This window comes from Motilibacter deserti (assembly GCF_011250635.1).
Taxonomy (GTDB): Bacteria; Actinomycetota; Actinomycetes; order Motilibacterales; family Motilibacteraceae; genus Motilibacter_A; species Motilibacter_A deserti.
The window spans coordinates 117,326-134,001 of record NZ_JAANNP010000004.1; the positions used below are offsets into that span (position 1 = coordinate 117,326).

The window sequence follows — 16,676 nt, forward strand, 5'->3', positions numbered from 1 at the left end:
CGTCGGGCGCGGTGGAGGTGGGTACGCCAGCGGCGTGATCGATTCGGGATGGCCGCGGCGCCTGTGGCTGGCGCGGCACGGCGAGAGCATCGGCAACGTCGCGGACCGCGCCGCGCGCGCGGCCGGGGCACCTCGCCTCGACCTCTCCACCCGGGACCCCGACGTGCCGCTCACCGACACCGGCCGGGCGCAGGCGCAGGGGCTCGGGGAATGGCTCTCGCGGCAGGCGGAGCCGCCGACCGTCGTGCTCTGCTCCCCGTACGCGCGGGCGAGCTCGACCGCGGAGATCGCGCTGCGCGCGGCCGGCCTGGAGCTGCCGCTCGTGCACGACGAGCGGCTGCGCGAGCGCGACCTCGGCGTCCTCGACGGGCTCACCGGCACGGGCATCCGGGAGGCGCTGCCGGAGGAGGCCGCGCGCCGGGACCACCTCGGCAAGTTCTACTACCGGCCGGCGGGCGGGGAGTCCTGGTGCGATGTGGCGCTGCGCGTGCGCAGCCTGCTCGCTGATCTGCGCTCCGACTCGGCCGGGCAGGACGTCCTCGTCGTCGCCCACGAGGCCGTCGTGATGGTTTTCCGCTTCGTGATCGAGGGCCTCGGCGAGCAGGAGGTCCTGGCGATCCAGAAGAACGACACCCTGGCCAACGCCGCGGTGACGACCTACGAGCTCAAGGACGGCGCGCTCGCGCTGCGGACCTACAACGAGACCACGCACTTGGAGGCGCAGGGCGCGCCCGTGACCGACGAGCCCGACGTTCCGGCCCGCGATGTCTGACGCCGTCGTCGTCACCTCCGGGGTGCTGCGCGAGTGGCCGCTGCCGGCGCCGGGGGAGGACAAGGAGTCGCGCGGGCGGACGCTCATCGTCGGCGGCAGCACCCGGACGCCGGGGGCCGTGCTGCTGGCCGCCGAGGCCGCGCTGCGCTGCGGTGCCGGCAAGCTCCAGGTGGCGACCGTCGCCTCGCTGGCCCCGCACCTCGCGGTGGCGCTGCCGGAGGCGCTCGTCCTGCCGCTGCCCGAGACCGCCGGCGGCGGGATCGCTCCGCACGCGGCCGACGCGGTCCTCGAGCTGGCCGCGGACGCCGCAGCGGTCCTGCTCGGCCCCGGCATGGTCGGCGAGGACGACACTGTGGACCTCGTCGGCCGGGTGCTCGCGCAGGCCCCGTGCAGCGTCGTGCTGGACGCGCTCGCGGTCGCGGTGGTCGAGGAGGGCCGGCCCGGGCTGCAGGACACGGCGGAGCGGGCCGTGCTCACGCCCAACAACACCGAGCTCGCCCTCATGCTGGGGGCGGACCGTGAGCGGGTCGACCGCGACGTACGCGGGGCCGCGCTCGAGGCCGCCCGCAGGACCTCGGCCGTCGTGACCAGTGGTGGGTCGGAGTCCTGGACCGCCCATCCGGACGGGCGCACGTGGCGCGACGAGAGCGGCGGCAGCGGCCTCGGGGTCTCCGGCTCCGGTGACGTGCACGCCGGCGTCGTCGTCGGGCTGGCCGCCCGCGGGGCGGGCCCCGCCCAGGCGGCGGTCTGGGGCGCGCACCTGCACAAGCGCGCGGGGGACCGGCTCGCCGCGTCGATCGGGAAGCTCGGCTTCCTCGCCCGCGAGCTCCCGGCGGAGATCCCGCGGGTGCTCGCCGAGATCGAGGTCTGAGCCCAGGCGCTTGCTGTTCACCCGCCGCCGAGGGGAGGTCACGTATCCGGGCGAACAGGGCTTCCCATGCCCGCAGCGCCCTGATTCACTACGTCGGGTGCGCTTCGGAATCGATCTCCGTGCCCTGCCCGTCGCCGTCGCCGCCGTCGCTCTGGCCGCCTCGCCAGCCGCGGCCGCGCCGGCGGGAGCTGGCACGCGCGATGCGGGGGCCCTCACCCGCGCCGCGATGGCCGCGACCGTCGACCTCTTCCCGATCCCCACGGCCGACAGCAACCCCCAGGAGATCGTGGTCGGACCGGACGGGAACCTGTGGTTCACCGAGCGGCAGGGCCACCGGCTCGGCGTGGTGAACCCGGGGACCGGGCAGATCAGCGAGATCCCGTACGCGTACGAGCCCGACGACCTGGACGAGGACTACGGCCCCGACGACATCGTCAGCTCCGGCGGCTACCTGTGGTTCAGCCATGACGTCGGCCGCGCCATCTCGCGCATCGCCCCCGGCGGGCAGATCGCGCTGGTCGACTCCGGACGCGACAACGACGGCGTCACGGAGGACCTCGCCGCTGCCGCCGACGGGGGAGTGTGGCAGACCGACTCGATCGGGGAAGAGGTCCGCAGGATCAACGGCGCCGCCACGCAACTGCAGCGCTATCCCGCGGACTACGACGACGGCCCGCTCGTCGCCGTCGGGGACGGGTCGGTCTGGTACGGCGACAGCTGGCGCTATCTCAAGCACCTGACGCCCGGCGGGCAGCAGGTCAACATCCCTGTCCCCGAGCGGGGTGCCGAGCGGATGAACTCGCTGGCCATCGACGGCAAGGGCCGGGTGTGGTGGGCGCAGTACGCCCAGGGCGGCATGACCTATCCCGCGCGCGGCGGGACGGTCGGCTACCTCGATGGCACGACCCCCCGCAGCATCAGCTTCGACGGCGACTACCTCCCGCACGCGATGGAGCGCGGCCCCGACGGGCTCGTCTACTTCGCGGTCGAGGTCGAGATCAACGACTCGAAGACCGGGATGCTCGTCCGCGCGAACGCCGACGGGTCGCTCGCCTACGCCTCGTTCGGCAGCTACAAGATCGAGGACTTCACGTTCGCGCCCGACGGCGCACTGTGGTTCCTCGACAGGGGGGCCAACACCGTCGGCCGCGTCGCCACGGCACAGCTGGCGTACGCCGGCACGCCGCAGCAGGCTGCCGCCCCGCCGACGACACCGCAGCCCCCGGCCCCGCCGACGCCTCCCGCGCCGCCAATCGTCACCCCGGCTCCGACGAAGGCGCCGAAGCTTGCCCTGTGCGGGCTGAAGGCACGGGGCAGCTGCCGGACGACGGTGACCAGGAGCGCGGTCCGGGTCGAGCTCACGCTGGACCGGCGGGCGACCGTCACGCTGCGCGCCGCGCCGGTGCGCGGCGCGAAGACCGGGGCGTACAAGAAGATCTCGGCTCGCACCCTCGCGAAGGGGGAGCGCGCACTGACGTGGAACAAGCGGATCGCCGGCAAGGCGGTGAAGGGCCGCTACCGGGTCTCCGTCACCGCGTCGGCGGGCGGGAGGTCCGTGACCAGGACGATGCTCGTCACCCTCTGAGTGAAACGGCGCAGCACAGATCAGCGAAGCAGCGATCTGCGGCCGGCCAGCCGGCTCGTCCGGCGCTCGTTCCCGCCCCGCCCGCCCACCGGTGGGGTGCTCGCCCCGACGTGAGGGGGTGCACGTGGACGCACTACGTCCGGCAGTGCTGGCAATCGTCTTCCTGCTCGAGCTCGTCGCGCTCGCTTGCGTCGCGCGGTGGGGCTGGTGGGTGGGGAAGGGCGGGCTCGCCGGGTCTGCGGTTGCCGCCGTATCCGTCGTGGCCTGGGCGGTGGTCTGGGGCGCGTTCCTGTCCCCGCGCGCGCGGGTGCCGTTGCCGCCGGGCGGCACGGTCTTCGCCCGCGCCGCCATGGTGGCCCTCGCGGCGGTCGGCGGCGCGGTCGCGGGCTGGGAGATGCTCGCCGTGGCACTCGTCCTCGGCTGGGTGGCGACGGTCGCCGTCGACGCTGCGCTGTGACCGGCGAGCGCGCGACTTCCGCGCGCTTCCGCCGGTCCTCGCGCAGGCAGGCGATCGTGCCCGGATCGTGACCTGCCCCGCGTTGACCGCCCGCTGGCCCGCGCAGAAACTGGCGGCCGTCGCCTGTTAGCGCTCACACAAGGTCCGGAGGAGAGTCGATGCAACGTCGCTCGAGAACACCCTTCCCGGGACGCGGCCGCGCGGGCGCGCGGCTCGGCGCCCTGGTGTCCGCGGTCTCGCTGTCCCTGCTCGCGGGAACCGTGGCGACCGGGCCGACCGCCGCGCAGGCCGCCGACGTGACCGAGGGGCTCCTGCTGCACTACGAGCTGGAGGGCGACACGGGCGGGGTCGCGCTCGACGTGTCGGGCAACGGGCGCAACGGGACGCTCAACGGCACTGCGGTCGAGACGCCGGGGCAGGGGCTCGCGTTCAACGGCTCCAACACGTACGTCCGGCTGCCGAACAACGTCATGGCGGGGCTCTCGTCGATCTCGGTCGCGGCCGACGTCTTCATCAACACCGGGCAGGCCACGCCGTACTTCATCTGGGGCTTGGGCAACTCCAGCGGGTCCAACGGCAACGGCTACCTGTTCACGACGGGCAACGACTACCGCACGACGATCGCGACCGGCAACTGGACGACCGAGCAGAACACCCGTCCTTCCCCGAGCCGCAACCTGACCCGCGGGGTGTGGAAGCACGTTGCGTACACCCTGGCAGGCGGCGTGGGCGTGGTCTACGAGAACGGCGTGGAGGTCGGCCGCAACAGCGCGGTCACCATCACCCCGGGGCAGATCGGCAACGGCGTCACGACCGCCAACTACATCGGCCGCTCGCTCTACTCCGGGGACCGCTACTTCAACGGCCGCGTCCGCGACTTCCGCGTCTACAGCCGCGCGCTGGCCTCCTCCGAGGTGGCGCAGCTCGCCAGCACCGTGACCTCGCAGGCCGTCGTGCTCGACAAGGCGTCGCTCGACCTCGGCCCGGTGTGGGACCTGGAGGGCGACCTGACACTGCCGACGAGCGGGGCCAACGGCTCGACGATCTCCTGGTCGACGAGCAACGCCGGCGTCATCACCAGCGAGGGCCGCGTGACCCGGCCCGCGGTCGGGGCGGGCAGCGTCCGTGCGGTCCTGACCGCGACGATCACGAGCGGCGGCGTCTCGGACACCAAGGAGTTCGAGGTCCGCGTGCTCGCGGAGTTCAGCGATGCGGAGAAGGCCAAGCGTGACGCCGAGGCCCTGTTCGTCAACAACGCGGACGACGTCCGCGGCAACCTGACGTTGCCCACTTCGGGGAAGTACGGTTCCACGATCTCGTGGTCCTCCGAGTCCCCGGGCGTCGTCAGCACCTCCGGCGTCGTGAACCGCCCCGCCGCGAGGGACGAGGAGGTGACGCTCACCGCGACCATCACGAACGGCGCGGCGACGGTGGCGAAGCGGGTTCCCGCGCTCGTGCGCAAGCGCCCCGCAGCCGCGCCGCTCAAGGGCTACGCCTTCCCCTACTTCACCGGCGAGGGCACCGCCAATGGTGAGCAGATCTACTTCGCGGTGAGCCAGGGCAACGACCCGCTGCACTGGCGCGAGCTCAACGGCGGCCAGCCGGTGATCACGTCGGACCAGGGCGAGAAGGGACTGCGCGACCCGTTCATCATCCGCTCGCCCGAGGGCGACAAGTTCTACATGATCGCCACCGACCTCAAGATCTACGGCAACGGCGACTGGACGCGCGCGCAGGCGCAGGGCAGCCGCTACATCGAGGTCTGGGAGTCGACCGACCTGGTGAACTGGTCCAAGCAGCGGCACGTCCTCGTGTCGCCGAAGGAGGCCGGCAACACGTGGGCTCCCGAGGCGTACTACGACGACGCCCTCGGCGCGTACGTCGTCTTCTGGGCGTCGAAGGTCTACGCCGCCAACGACCCGAACCACACCGGCAGCCAGTACCAGAAGATGATGTACGCGACGACGCGCGACTTCCACACCTTCACCGAGCCGAAGGTCTGGTACGACCCGGGCTACGCCGTCATCGACTCGACCGTCATCAAGAACGGCGACACGTACTACCGCTTCACGAAGGACGAGCGCGGCCGCTCCGCATCGGCGCCCTGCGGCAAGTTCCCGTTCCAGCAGAAGGCCGGCTCCGTGCTCTCGACGAGCTGGACGATGATCAAGACGTGCATCGGCCAGGGCCAGGTCAGCCAGGCCGAGGGTCCGACGGTCTTCAAGTCGAACACCGAGGACAAGTGGTACCTCTTCATCGACGAGAACGGTGGTCGCGGCTACGTGCCGTTCGAGACCACTGACCTCGAGTCCGGCAACTGGACGCTCTCGACGAACTACCAGCTGCCGGCCCGGCCGCGGCACGGGACGGTGCTGCCCGTCACGCAGGCGGAGTACGACCGGCTCTCGGCCATGGCCCCGCAGGCCTGCACCGCGTCGTTCTCCGGACGGGTGAACGGCCCGCTGCAGCTCACGTCCGGTGTGACCTGCCTGAGCGGCGCCGACATCCGCGGCGCCGTCACGGTCGGCGCGGGCGCGTCGTTGGTCGCCAACGGGAGCAGCATCCGCGGGTCGCTCACGACGTCCGGTGCGAAGTCGGTCGCGCTCACCGACACGGCCGTGAACGGCACCGTGACCACGACCGGCACGACGAGGCTGCTTCGCATCGTCGACGCCGAGGTCTCCGGGCAGGTGCGGGTCGACGGGACGACCAGCGCCGTGCCGGCCGACCTCTCCGGTACGGCCGTGAAGGGGAAGCTCTACTGCACCGGCAACGCGGCCGCGCCGACGCTGGCCGGCACCTCGGCCACGGGCCACGGCTACGGGCAGTGCGCCGCGGTCTGACCGGCGGAGCAGTTCGCGGGCCCGTTGGCCGTCTGGCCGCGGGCCCGCGCGTCGCGGGCGCGAGCCCTGCACGCGCAGTGGTCAACGCGGTAGCGTCCCGTCATGGAGGTCACCACGGCGGCGTGGGCTGCCACAGTCGGTCTCGTCCTCGCGCTGCTCGCGCTGGACCTCGCGGTGGGCGCGCTCCGCCCGCACCACGTGGGCTTCGCCGAGGCGACCGCCTGGTCGGTGTTCTACATCGGCGTCGCCGTCGCCTTCGGCGTGGTGCTCGGCGCGGTGGCCGGCTGGGACTACGGCACCGAGTACTTCGCCGGCTACCTGGTCGAGAAGAGCCTGTCGGTCGACAACCTGTTCGTCTTCGTCATCATCATGACGACGTTCGCGGTGCCCGACCGGCACCAGCAGAAGGTGCTGACGTTCGGCATCGTGCTGGCGCTCGTCATGCGCGTCATCTTCATCCTGGCGGGAGCGGCTCTGCTCGAGCTGTTCTCGTTCATGTTCCTGCTCTTCGGCCTGCTGCTCGTGTGGACCGCCGTGCAGCTCTACCGGCACCGCGACGAGGACCCGGAGATCGAGGAGAACGCCCTCGTGCGCGGCGTCAAACGCGTGCTGCCCACGACCACGGAGTACGACGAGGGCCGCCTGGTCACCCGGATCGACGGCAAGCGCGCGGTCACGCCGCTGTTCGTCGTCCTCGTCGCGATCGGCAGCACCGACCTGCTGTTCGCCCTCGACTCGATCCCCGCGGTGTTCGGCGTCACGCAGGAGACGTTCATCGTCTTCGCGGCGAACGCGTTCGCCCTCCTCGGGCTGCGCGCCCTCTTCTTCCTCGTGCAGGGGCTGCTCGACCGGCTGGTCTACCTGTCGACGGGGCTGGCGCTCGTGCTCGCCCTGATCGGCGTGAAGCTCATCCTGCACTGGGGCCACACGGTGAACGACGACGTACCCGAGATCCCCACCGTGACGTCCCTCGGGATCATCGCGGTGATCCTGGCGGTGACGACGGTCGCGAGCCTGCTGAAGGTACGCCGCGACCCGACGGCGCGAGCGCACGCCGGGTCCGTGCGGGGGCACTCGGAGCGGCCGGCGGACGAGGCCGGCGCCGGCAGGCCCTGACGCCGAGCGAGGCGAACCGGGGCACCTCGGGTGCCGCCACCCGCGCTTCACCCGCGCCTCGCACTGCGTTCATCCGGCGTGCACCTCGCGCCGCCATCGCTGCGCTACGAATCCGCGCATGACTTTCCCGCGTCGGGCCACGACGCTCTCCCTGCCGCTGACCGTGCTCGCGCTCGGCGCGGCCTGCCTCGCCGCCTTCCCGACCCACGCCGCGACCGCGGCCTCCGCACCTGCGGCGACGCTGCGCGCGCTCGGCACGTTCACCGGCAGCGGTGCCGAGATCGGCGCCTACGACCCAACCACCCGGCGCCTGTTCGTGACCGACCTCGCGGACCAGGAGGTCGACATCCTCGACATCTCCGACCCGGCCTCGCCGGAGCTGGTCCGCAGCGTGGACCTGTCGGAGTTCGGCGGCGACGTGACCAGCGTCGCCGTCGCCGGCGGCGTGGTGGCCGCGGCGGTCAAGAGCGACTCGCAGCAGCTGCCCGGGTCGGTCGTCTTCTTCACTCCGGACGGCCGCCGGCTCGGCGACGTGCGGGTCGGCGCCGGCCCCGACAGCCTCGCGTTCACCAAGAACGGCAAGCGCCTGGTCGTCGCCAACGAGGGCGAGCCGGACGGTTACTGCGCCGGAGGGGTCGACCCCGAGGGGTCGATCAGCGTGATCGACCTGAAGAACGGCCCGGCCCGAGCGGTCGTGCGGACCGCGGGCTTCGGCGCGTTCGCACGCGGGGGCCTCGACCCCGCCGTACGCATCTCCGGCCCAGGGGCGACGGTCGCCCAGGACCTCGAGCCCGAGTACGTCTCCATCGCCCCGAACGGCCAGCAGGCCTTCGTGACGCTGCAGGAGAACAACGCGGTCGCCACGGTCGACATCGCTCAGGCGAAGGTGACGAGCATCGTCGCCCTGGGCTACGCCGACCACTCCACGGCGGGCAACGGGATCGACCCGAGCGACCGCGACGGCGGCATCTCGCTCCGGCAGGTGCCGGTCAAGGGTATGTACATGCCGGACGGCGTCGCGTCCTGGACCGTGCAGGGCAAGGACACCTATCTCGTGATGGCCAACGAGGGCGACGAGCGCGACTACGACTGCTACGGCGACGGCCAGCGGGTCAAGGACATCTCCGTGGCGAACCTGCCGGCGGGGCTGTCCGCGGACGTCCGGCAGGACGCGCAGCTCGGCCGGCTGACGGTCACGAGCGCCGCCCCGGCCACGGTGGCGGGCAGCACTCGGCGCACCGGGCTCTACGCGTACGGCTCGCGCAGCGTGTCGATCCGGAAGGCCGACGGCACGCTCGTGTGGGACAGCCGGGACGCTCTCGAGCGGCTGACCGCTGCGGCCGACCCGGCCCTGTTCAACTCCGAGGAGCTCGACCCGCGCACCTTCGATACCCGCAGCGACAACAAGGGCCCGGAGCCCGAGGGCGTCGCGGTGCTCGCCAACCGCGGCCGGCAGTACGCGTTCGTCGGCCTCGAGCGCGCGTCGGGCGTCGCTGTCTACGACGTGACCACGCCGACCGCCCCCGTGCTGCAGCAGCTCGTCCGCACCCCGGGCGACGTCGCGCCCGAGGGGCTCGTCGCCATCGACCGCAAGGACAGCCCGACGGGGGAGCCGATGCTCGTCGTCACCAACGAGGTCAGCGGCACGACGACGCTCTACGCCGTCGACGTGACGCGCGGATAGCCCCCGCAGCGCAGGATGCGACAGGCCCGCGGGGATCGCCCTCGGGCCTTGTCGTGCCTCGGAGGCGCTACCGGCTGATCACGCCCGCGGGTGCCGCACCCCTGGGTGTGACGGCTGGCGTGAGGCACCGACCGGGAGCGATCAGGAGCTGGAGGGAACGAGGGAAGGCCGCCTCGTGCCGCCCGGGATCACCCCGGGCCGCCTACAGCCCCGGGATCGCCCCGTTGCGGAAGGCGTCGACGAAGAGCGGATAGTCGGCCCGGGCGATCTCGCCGTACGCGCGGCCCACGTCGCGCATCTGGCCCGCGAACTCGTCCACGCCACCGGCGGCGTCGATCGCGGCGGCGATGGCCTCCTCGGTGCAGAACGGGACGAGCGTCGTGTCCGCGGTGTCGTCCGCGACGCAGTGCGCCTTCGCCGTCGCCTGCCCCAGTGAGGTGAGGACGGGGAGCAGGTCGTCGTCGGACAGCTCGTCCCAGTCGAGGTCGGCCTCGTAGGGCGAGAGCTCGGCCACGACGTACCCGACCCCGCCGACCTCGGTGTGGCCGAGCCACGGGTCGGCGTGCGCCTGCAGCGCGCGCTGCGAGAGCACGGTCCGGTGGCCGTGGTGGGCAAAGTAGCCGGCGATCTCCGGGTCGGTCACCACCCGGCTCGGCGCGGCGACGTTGGCCTGCTTCATCGACAGGATGACGTCGTTCTCCAGCGCCTCGGTCGCGCCCTCGAGCAGGATGTTGTACGCCGGGAGGCCGGCCGAGCCGATGCCGAAGCCGGAGCGCCCGACGACGTCCTTGACCCGGTAGCTGTCGACCGGGCGGCGCTTCTCCTCCGGGATCGTCTGCAGGTAGGAGCGGAACGCCGCCTCGATCGCCGACCGCTCGCCGGCGTCGAGCCGCCGCACGCCTGACCCGTCGCGGAAGACGCGCTCGTAGCCGTCGATGACGGTGTTCGCCTCGAGCAGCGCGGTCCGGCTGCCCTGCCGCCCCGCCTGCAGCACGGCGTGGAGGGCGCCGCTCGTGGTGTCGAGGCGGAGGGCGAAGTCCTTGTCGTTCTCGTCGTTGACGAACCGGCAGACCTGCTCGGCGTACGACCGCGCGTACGTCGTGACCATCTCGTCGATGTCGTCGTCGGCCAGGGCCTTCTGCACCCCGAGCAGGTAGAGCGAGGCCGCCATGCGCGAGGTGTCCCACGTGAAGGCGCCGACGTAGGACTCGTCGAAGTCGTTGACGTCGAACACCAGGCGCCCGCGGTCGTTCATGTAGGTGCCGTAGTTCTGCGCGTGCAGGTCGCCCTGGATCCAGACCCGGCTGGTCTGCTCGTTCGAGAACGGGTCCTCGAGAGCGGCGACGTCGGCGTAGAACAGCCACGCGCTGCCGCGGTAGAACGCGAAGGGCTCGGCCGCCATCTTGCGGAACTTCTTGCGGAGCGCCGCCGGGTCCGCGGCGACGAGCCCGCCCAGGGCGTCGTGCAGGACGTCGACCAGGAAGCCCTGGCGCGCTCCCGTCTCGGGGTGCCCGGCCCGCAACTGCTCGGCTACCGCGCCCTCGCCACGGCCCGCGTCCCTGCCCGCACTCTCGCCCACGTCCGCCCCCTCCTGCGCCGCGGCTGCACCGTGCACGCCGCGCCCGCGCCGAACGTAGCGTTCGGGCGCGGGGGATGACAGAGTGGCCCGATGCTGCGCGTAGCCGTGGTCGGCTCCGGGCCTGCGGGGGTCTACGCCGCGGGCGCGCTGGCCGAGCACCACGAGGCCGTGGACGTCTTCGACCGGCTGCCCTGTCCCTTCGGGCTGGTCCGCTACGGCGTCGCGCCCGACCACGAGAAGATCCGCTCGATCACCTCGACGCTGCATCGCGTGTTCGAGCAGCCCAACGTCCGCTTCCTCGGCAACGTCGAGGTCGGCCGCGACGTGACCGTCGAGGAGCTGCACGCGCACTACGACGCGGTGCTCGTCGCCTGTGGGTCCGCGCTGGGTCGGCGGCTGGGAGTGCCGGGGGAGGACCTGCCCGGCAGCTTCTCGGCCACCGACTTCGTCGCGTGGTATTGCGGGCACCCCGACGCGATGGTCGACCGCTTCACGCTCGAGGCGCGCAGCGTCGTCGTCGTCGGGCTCGGCAACGTCGCCCTCGATGTCGCTCGGCTGCTCGCGAAGGACATCGACGCCCTCCGGCAGACGGACATGCCCGACCACGTGCTGCGGGTGCTCGCCGACAGCAAGGTCGAGGAGGTGTCGATCGTCGGCCGGCGCGGGCCGGCACAGGCGCGCTTCAGCACCAAGGAGCTGCGCGAGCTCGGGGACATCGCGGGCGCGGACGTGATCGTCGACCCGGCCGACCTCGAGCTGGACGAGGGCAGCGCCGCGGCGGTCGGCGCCGACCCCACGCTCCGGCGCAACCTCGACGTGCTGCGGGGGTGGGCCGAGCGCCCGCCGGCCGGGCGCCCGCGGCGAGTGCACCTCCGGTTCTTCCAGCGGCCGGACGCCGTGCTCGGTGAGGGCCAGGTGAGCGGCGTGCAGCTCGAGCGCAACGTCCTCGACGGCAGCGGCGGGGTGCGCGGCACGGGGCAGCTGTCCGTCGTCGACGCCCAGCTGGTGCTCTGCTCCGTCGGCTACCGCGGCCTCGCCATCCCCGGCCTGCCCTTCGACGAGCGGGACGGGGTCATCCCGAACGCCGGCGGACGCGTGCTGCGCGACGGCGTCCCGGTGCCCGGCGAGTACGTCGCCGGCTGGATCAAGCGCGGGCCGACCGGCGTGATCGGCACCAACAAGCACGACGCGCACGAGACGGTCGCGGCCCTGCTGGAGGACCTGCCGCACCTGCCGCGGGCGGCGTACCGGGAGCCCGAGGACGTCGACCGGCTGCTCGCCGGCCGTGGCGTCCAGGTGGTCGGCTGGGCCGGGTGGTGCGCGATCGACGGTGCGGAGTTGGCGCTCGGCGTGGCCTCCGGCCGGCGCCGGGTGAAGATCAGCGAGCGCGAGGCGTTGCTCCGTGCGGCCGCCGCGGACAGCGCGTCACGCTAGCGCCGGGCGGGCGGATCAGTACGCCGGCCTAGCGCCGGGCGGGACGGTCCCCGAGCAGGTGCGACGCGACACCGACGGCCGCCGTCGCCACGGCCACGCTCGGCCACGCGCCGATCCGCCTGGCCAGCGGGTGCGACGCGCCGAAGGCACCGACGTACGTCGCGAGCAGCGCCGCCGTCCGGGCCGGTCCGACGGTCCGCTGCCAGCGCCGGCCGGCCGTCACGGCCCCGGCGAGCAGGACGACGCCCCCGGCGGGCCGGACGCCCGTGGCCCGGCCGGTGAGGTAGCCGCCCAGCAGCGAGCCGGCGGAGATGACGGACGTCGGGATCGCGCTCATGGGGCCACCGTAGGAGGCAGCCGCAGGTCCACCACGATCGGGGCGTGGTCCGAGGCGCCCTTGCCCTTGCGCGCCTCGCGGTCGACGTACGCGTCCGACACCGCGCCCGCGAAAGCGGCGTTCGCGTAGACCAGGTCGATGCGCATGCCGAGGTTCTTGTGGAACATCCCGGCCCGATAGTCCCAATAGGTGAAGGGCACGTCGTACTTCAGCGCCCGCGGGACGACGTCGGACAGCCCCGCCGCGCGCAGCCGCGCGAGGGCCTCCCGCTCGGGCGGCGTCACGTGAGTGGCCGTGGCGAAGGCCGCCGGGTCCCAGACGTCGGCGTCCGTGGGTGCGACGTTGTAGTCGCCCAGCACCGCGAACGGCCGTTCGGCCCGAGCATCGCCGGCCACTGCGTCCCGCAGCGCGTCGAGCCAGCGCAGCTTGTACGCGTAGTGCTCGTGGCCGGGCTCGCGGCCGTTCGGCACGTACACCGACCACACCCGGACCGGCCCGCAGGTCGCTGCGACCGCGCGCGTCTCGAGGTCGTCGGGCCCGGGATAGCCCGGCCCGCCGGGCAGGCCGCGCACGACGTCGTCGAGCCCGATGCGCGAGAGCACGGCCACGCCGTTCCAGCGCCCGTCGCCGTGCGAGGCGGCCTCGTAGCCGAGCTCGGCCACCTGGGCGGTGGGGAAGGCGTCGTCGGTGCACTTGGTCTCCTGCAGGCAGACCACGTCGGGCCCGGTCGTGGCGAGCCAGTCAAGGAGCCGCGGCACCCGCGCCGTCACCGAGTTGACGTTCCACGTCGCCACGCGCACCACGCCGTCGTCCCGCGTCTCAGCCATGCGCGCACCCTACGAGGAGCCGGCGGACCAGCCTCCGCTGCGCTGGTCGAGGTGCGGCGGGCTGGGCCGGCATCGGGCCGCGGCCGAGCGCTGCGGCGGACGGGACGGACAAGGGAGCCCGTCGGCGCCCCCCAGGCCTACAGTGCCGGCATGGCCTCGGCGGTGCAGATCTCCTCGTCGGACGAAGGTGTGCCTGTCCGTCGGCGCGGGGCGATCGTTCCGATGGCGCTGGCGGTGCTGTCCGCCGGATGCTTCGGCGCGGGAATGGTGTGGCCCTATGTGCACCTGGGCCTGGCTGGGCTCACGCACGTCGAGATCCTCACCAGGCCGAGCACGCAGATCACGGGCGCCTGGGCGGCACTGACGGGGCTGGCCTTCCTGACCGCGCCCTGCGCCGCGCTTCTCGCCCTCGGCGCTGCCGCCTGGGCCGTGCGTGGCGACGGCGCCGTGCGAGCTACCTGGCGAAGACAGCGGGTGCGCGCGCTGGCGGTGTCCGGTGCGGCGCTGCTCGCCGTGGCTGTCCTCGCCATGATCGTGCTCACCCCGTACGCGGCCGCCACCGGCACCTGGCTGGTGGACTAGGACCACGTGAGGCACGGGGGTCCGGGGCGTGCTGCCGGCGAGGGACGATCTGAGCAGTCGGTGCTCAGGCGCGGTGCCGGCGGCGGGACCACAGTGGGCCCATGCGTACTCGCCTCGTTGTCCTTCCTGTCCTTTCCATCGTCACCGCGTCGCTCGCTGGTGCGATCGCTGCCGCGCCCACGGCGTCGGCATCTCCGCCCGGCGACGACTCCTCCGCGGCCATCGACATCTACGGCCGCTCCGGCTCGGTCACCGCCACCACGGTCGGAGCGACGGTGGAGCCAAAGGAGCCGCAGCACCTGCCGGGCGCGGCGCCCCGGCACTCCGTGTGGTTCCGGTGGCACAAGCGAGATTGGGGGCACGTGACGTTCCGGACCAAGGGCAGCTCGTTCGACACGGTCCTCGCGGTCTACTCCCGCAACGCCGATGGCCGGCTGCAGCAGCTCGACTCCGACGACGACGCGGAGTTCGGCGGGGTCTTCGGCTACCAGAGCCAGGTGTCGGTGGACCTCACGGCGCATCGCGACTTCTGGATCGCCGTCGACGGGGCACCCGACCCGGGCAGCGACGCGGGCGAGGTCGTCCTGAGCTGGGACAGCAACGACGACTTCTCCTTCCCGGACCAGATCGCCGGCCCGAGTGGTGCCGTCTTCGGCACCACCTACGGTTCCTCCCCCGACCAGGGAGAGCTGCCCGTTGACGGCAACCCGGGCGGCAGGTCGGTCTGGTTCCAGTGGCAGGCCCCGGTGACGGGCCGGGTTGCCTTCGACACGTCGGGCTCGGGCGCGGCCTTCGACACGATGCTCGAGGTGTCGCGTGCCCGCCCCGGCGGCGCCGGCGACCAGGAGCGTGTCGTCGCTGTCGACGACGAGTGCTGCGACCACGCGGACCTGGAGTTCGAGGCGACGGCAGGCACGGTCTACCGCGTCCGGCTGGACGGGCACCGGTACGCGAGCGGGGCCGTCGCCGAAGGCCAGTACCGGCTCGCCTGGCACTACCGGATCCCGCAGCAGGCCGCCCTGTCGGTTGCGGACAGGTATGCCTACGAGGAGTCCAGCGGCACCAAGACGGTCCTCGTGCCCGTGCGCGCGAGCCTCGCGAGCGGGCAGCCGGTGACGGTCCACTGGGCGACGAAGGACGGCACCGCGAAGGCCGGCAAGGACTACGTCGCCGCCGGCGGGACGGCGGTGCTCGCACCCTGGGAGCAGGAGACCGTGGTCCCGGTGCAGGTGCTGGGAGACACGACCACCGAGCCTCTCGAGTCCTTCACGGTCGAGCTGTCGCAGCCCTACCTCGCAGCACTCGACGACGCGTCCGCGCCGGTCACCATCACCGACAGCAACCCTCAGCACTACCAGGGGCGGCCGGTCGCCACGGTGGGGGACGCGACGGTGCTCGAGGGGGACAACGGCCGCACCGTGGCGACGCTGCCGGTCCGGCTGTCACGCCCGGCCTCGGTCCCGGTCTCCTACGCCTACTGGGTCACCGGCGGCACCGCTCGGCTGCGCCACACGGGGGTCGACCAGGCGTACGCGGACGCCGAGCCGCACGCAGGGTTCGTGACCTTCGTGCCCGGCCAGACGATCGCAGCGGTGCAGATCGAGGTCGACCCCGACGACCGGCACGAGGGCGACGAGACGGTGCACCTGACCTTGACCGCCGACCAGGGCGGGGCGGACTGGGACGGCGCGGGGACACTGACGGTCCGCGACGACGACTGAGAGCCGGGACGACGACCGAGAGCCGGGCCAGCGGCTGCGCGACGACCTGCGGCACCGCGCGTCCAGTCCTCCCGCACGCCGACCGTGCCCCTCGGGCACGCCGTCGGGTGACGCCACCCCTTCCGGGGCGCGGGAAGGCGTGCCATGGGTATGGCCCCCCGCGTGAGTGCTCCTCGCCGCCGTCGGTCCCGCGCCGCAGCCGTCGTTGCGCTGTCCCTCCTGCTGCTGCTGAGCGCGTGCAGCGTCAGCGTCGGCGACCCCGACGAGGTGCCCGAGCCCGAGCTCGTCGAGGACGGCAAGGTCACCCTGGACCTGCGGGCCCGGCCGACGCGCGAAGCGCTCGGCCTGGTGACCGGGGACAACGGCCATTTCGAGGACCGGGCCACCGGCTCCGACGGCATCGAGGTCACCGTCCTGCTGCCGACCGGCAGCGTCCGCCTGCGCGCGTTCGGCTTCGGCTCGGAGTCACTGGGCCACCCGCAGGAGCCCGTCGTGGACTCGTTCACGGCCCCGCCGAGCAGCAGCGTCGTCAACACCAACTACCCGTCCTTGCAGGCGGCCGCGGAGCAGCTGTACGCCTCCCGCGACGTCCTGGGGCTCGACGAGCAGGACCTGGCCACGCTCGCCGGCCCTGGCCCGGAGGGCGGCGGCAGCGGGGTCGGCGTCATCGAGGGCCTGCGTGCCGGATGGCTCGAGGTCGACGTCGAGCTGCGCGGCGGCACGACCGGCGGGCCGAACGTCAACTACCTGTTCCGCTACTACGACTCGCGCTCGCGTGGGGCCGTGGTCAGCAGTCTGCCGGCACCGGACGCCGACGGTTCCCAGCACCGACCGGCCGACGACACCCGCTGTTCATGACACGTCGGAA

General features: G+C 73.0%; 14 protein-coding genes. 11 read left to right on the forward strand and 3 right to left on the reverse strand.

Features of this window, described 5'->3' with window-relative positions; translation table 11 throughout:
• Positions 1–34 precede the first annotated feature (34 nt).
• From G9H71_RS10275 to G9H71_RS10305, 7 genes are all read left to right on the forward strand, one after another.
• Positions 35–772: a histidine phosphatase family protein gene (locus G9H71_RS10275; RefSeq protein ID WP_166281413.1), complete on the forward strand. Its 738-nt coding sequence runs from the start codon at positions 35–37 to the stop codon at positions 770–772.
• Complete coding sequence (locus G9H71_RS10280; RefSeq protein ID WP_166281415.1) at positions 765–1,643, forward strand: NAD(P)H-hydrate dehydratase; 879 nt, start codon at positions 765–767, stop codon at positions 1,641–1,643. Before G9H71_RS10275 ends, G9H71_RS10280 begins: the two co-directional genes overlap by 8 nt.
• A gap of 97 nt (positions 1,644–1,740) precedes the next feature.
• On the forward strand, positions 1,741–3,228 hold the full coding sequence (locus G9H71_RS10285) for a Vgb family protein (RefSeq protein ID WP_456238369.1): 1,488 nt from the start codon (positions 1,741–1,743) through the stop codon (positions 3,226–3,228).
• A 124-nt stretch (positions 3,229–3,352) separates the two neighbouring features.
• Entirely contained in the window at positions 3,353–3,685 is a 333-nt protein-coding gene (locus tag G9H71_RS10290) for a DUF2568 domain-containing protein (protein WP_166281419.1), read from the forward strand.
• Between the two features lie 158 nt (positions 3,686–3,843).
• Positions 3,844–6,528 (forward strand): immunoglobulin-like domain-containing protein, encoded by a 2,685-nt coding sequence (locus G9H71_RS10295; protein WP_166281421.1) that lies wholly within the window; start codon positions 3,844–3,846, stop codon positions 6,526–6,528.
• A gap of 102 nt (positions 6,529–6,630) precedes the next feature.
• Positions 6,631–7,644, forward strand: coding sequence for a TerC/Alx family metal homeostasis membrane protein (locus G9H71_RS10300; protein WP_166281423.1), 1,014 nt, complete (start codon positions 6,631–6,633; stop codon positions 7,642–7,644).
• Between the two features lie 118 nt (positions 7,645–7,762).
• Positions 7,763–9,328, forward strand: coding sequence for a choice-of-anchor I family protein (locus G9H71_RS10305; RefSeq protein WP_166281425.1), 1,566 nt, complete (start codon positions 7,763–7,765; stop codon positions 9,326–9,328).
• A 202-nt stretch (positions 9,329–9,530) separates the two neighbouring features.
• Here the strand turns inward: G9H71_RS10305 and G9H71_RS10310 are convergent, their stop codons facing one another.
• Complete coding sequence (locus G9H71_RS10310; protein WP_166281532.1) at positions 9,531–10,850, reverse strand: DUF2252 domain-containing protein; 1,320 nt, start codon at positions 10,848–10,850, stop codon at positions 9,531–9,533.
• A gap of 147 nt (positions 10,851–10,997) precedes the next feature.
• Here G9H71_RS10310 and G9H71_RS10315 point away from each other — a divergent pair, with 147 nt between their 5' ends.
• Positions 10,998–12,341, forward strand: a complete 1,344-nt coding sequence (locus tag G9H71_RS10315; protein ID WP_166281427.1) for an FAD-dependent oxidoreductase — start codon at positions 10,998–11,000, stop codon at positions 12,339–12,341.
• Between the two features lie 28 nt (positions 12,342–12,369).
• On the opposite strand, the gene G9H71_RS10320 is transcribed toward G9H71_RS10315, so the two are convergent.
• Both G9H71_RS10320 and G9H71_RS10325 read right to left on the reverse strand, forming a co-directional pair.
• Positions 12,370–12,678 carry a hypothetical protein gene (locus tag G9H71_RS10320; RefSeq protein WP_166281429.1) on the reverse strand — a complete coding sequence of 103 codons (309 nt, stop codon included), beginning with the start codon at positions 12,676–12,678 and terminating at the stop codon, positions 12,370–12,372.
• Positions 12,675–13,478: an exodeoxyribonuclease III gene (locus G9H71_RS10325; protein ID WP_166281534.1), complete on the reverse strand. Its 804-nt coding sequence runs from the start codon at positions 13,476–13,478 to the stop codon at positions 12,675–12,677. The genes G9H71_RS10320 and G9H71_RS10325 overlap by 4 nt, the downstream gene beginning before the upstream one ends.
• A 177-nt stretch (positions 13,479–13,655) precedes the next feature.
• On the opposite strand from G9H71_RS10325, the gene G9H71_RS10330 reads away from it, so the two are divergent.
• The 3 genes from G9H71_RS10330 (at position 13,656) to G9H71_RS10340 (ending at position 16,666) form a co-directional block, all read left to right on the forward strand.
• On the forward strand, positions 13,656–14,087 hold the full coding sequence (locus tag G9H71_RS10330; RefSeq protein WP_166281431.1) for a hypothetical protein: 432 nt from the start codon (positions 13,656–13,658) through the stop codon (positions 14,085–14,087).
• A 101-nt stretch (positions 14,088–14,188) separates the two neighbouring features.
• Positions 14,189–15,808 carry a Calx-beta domain-containing protein gene (locus G9H71_RS10335; protein ID WP_166281433.1) on the forward strand — a complete coding sequence of 540 codons (1,620 nt, stop codon included), beginning with the start codon at positions 14,189–14,191 and terminating at the stop codon, positions 15,806–15,808.
• 162 nt (positions 15,809–15,970) lie between these two features.
• Positions 15,971–16,666, forward strand: a complete 696-nt coding sequence (locus G9H71_RS10340) for a hypothetical protein (RefSeq protein WP_166281435.1) — start codon at positions 15,971–15,973, stop codon at positions 16,664–16,666.
• The last annotated feature ends 10 nt before the right edge of the window (positions 16,667–16,676 follow it).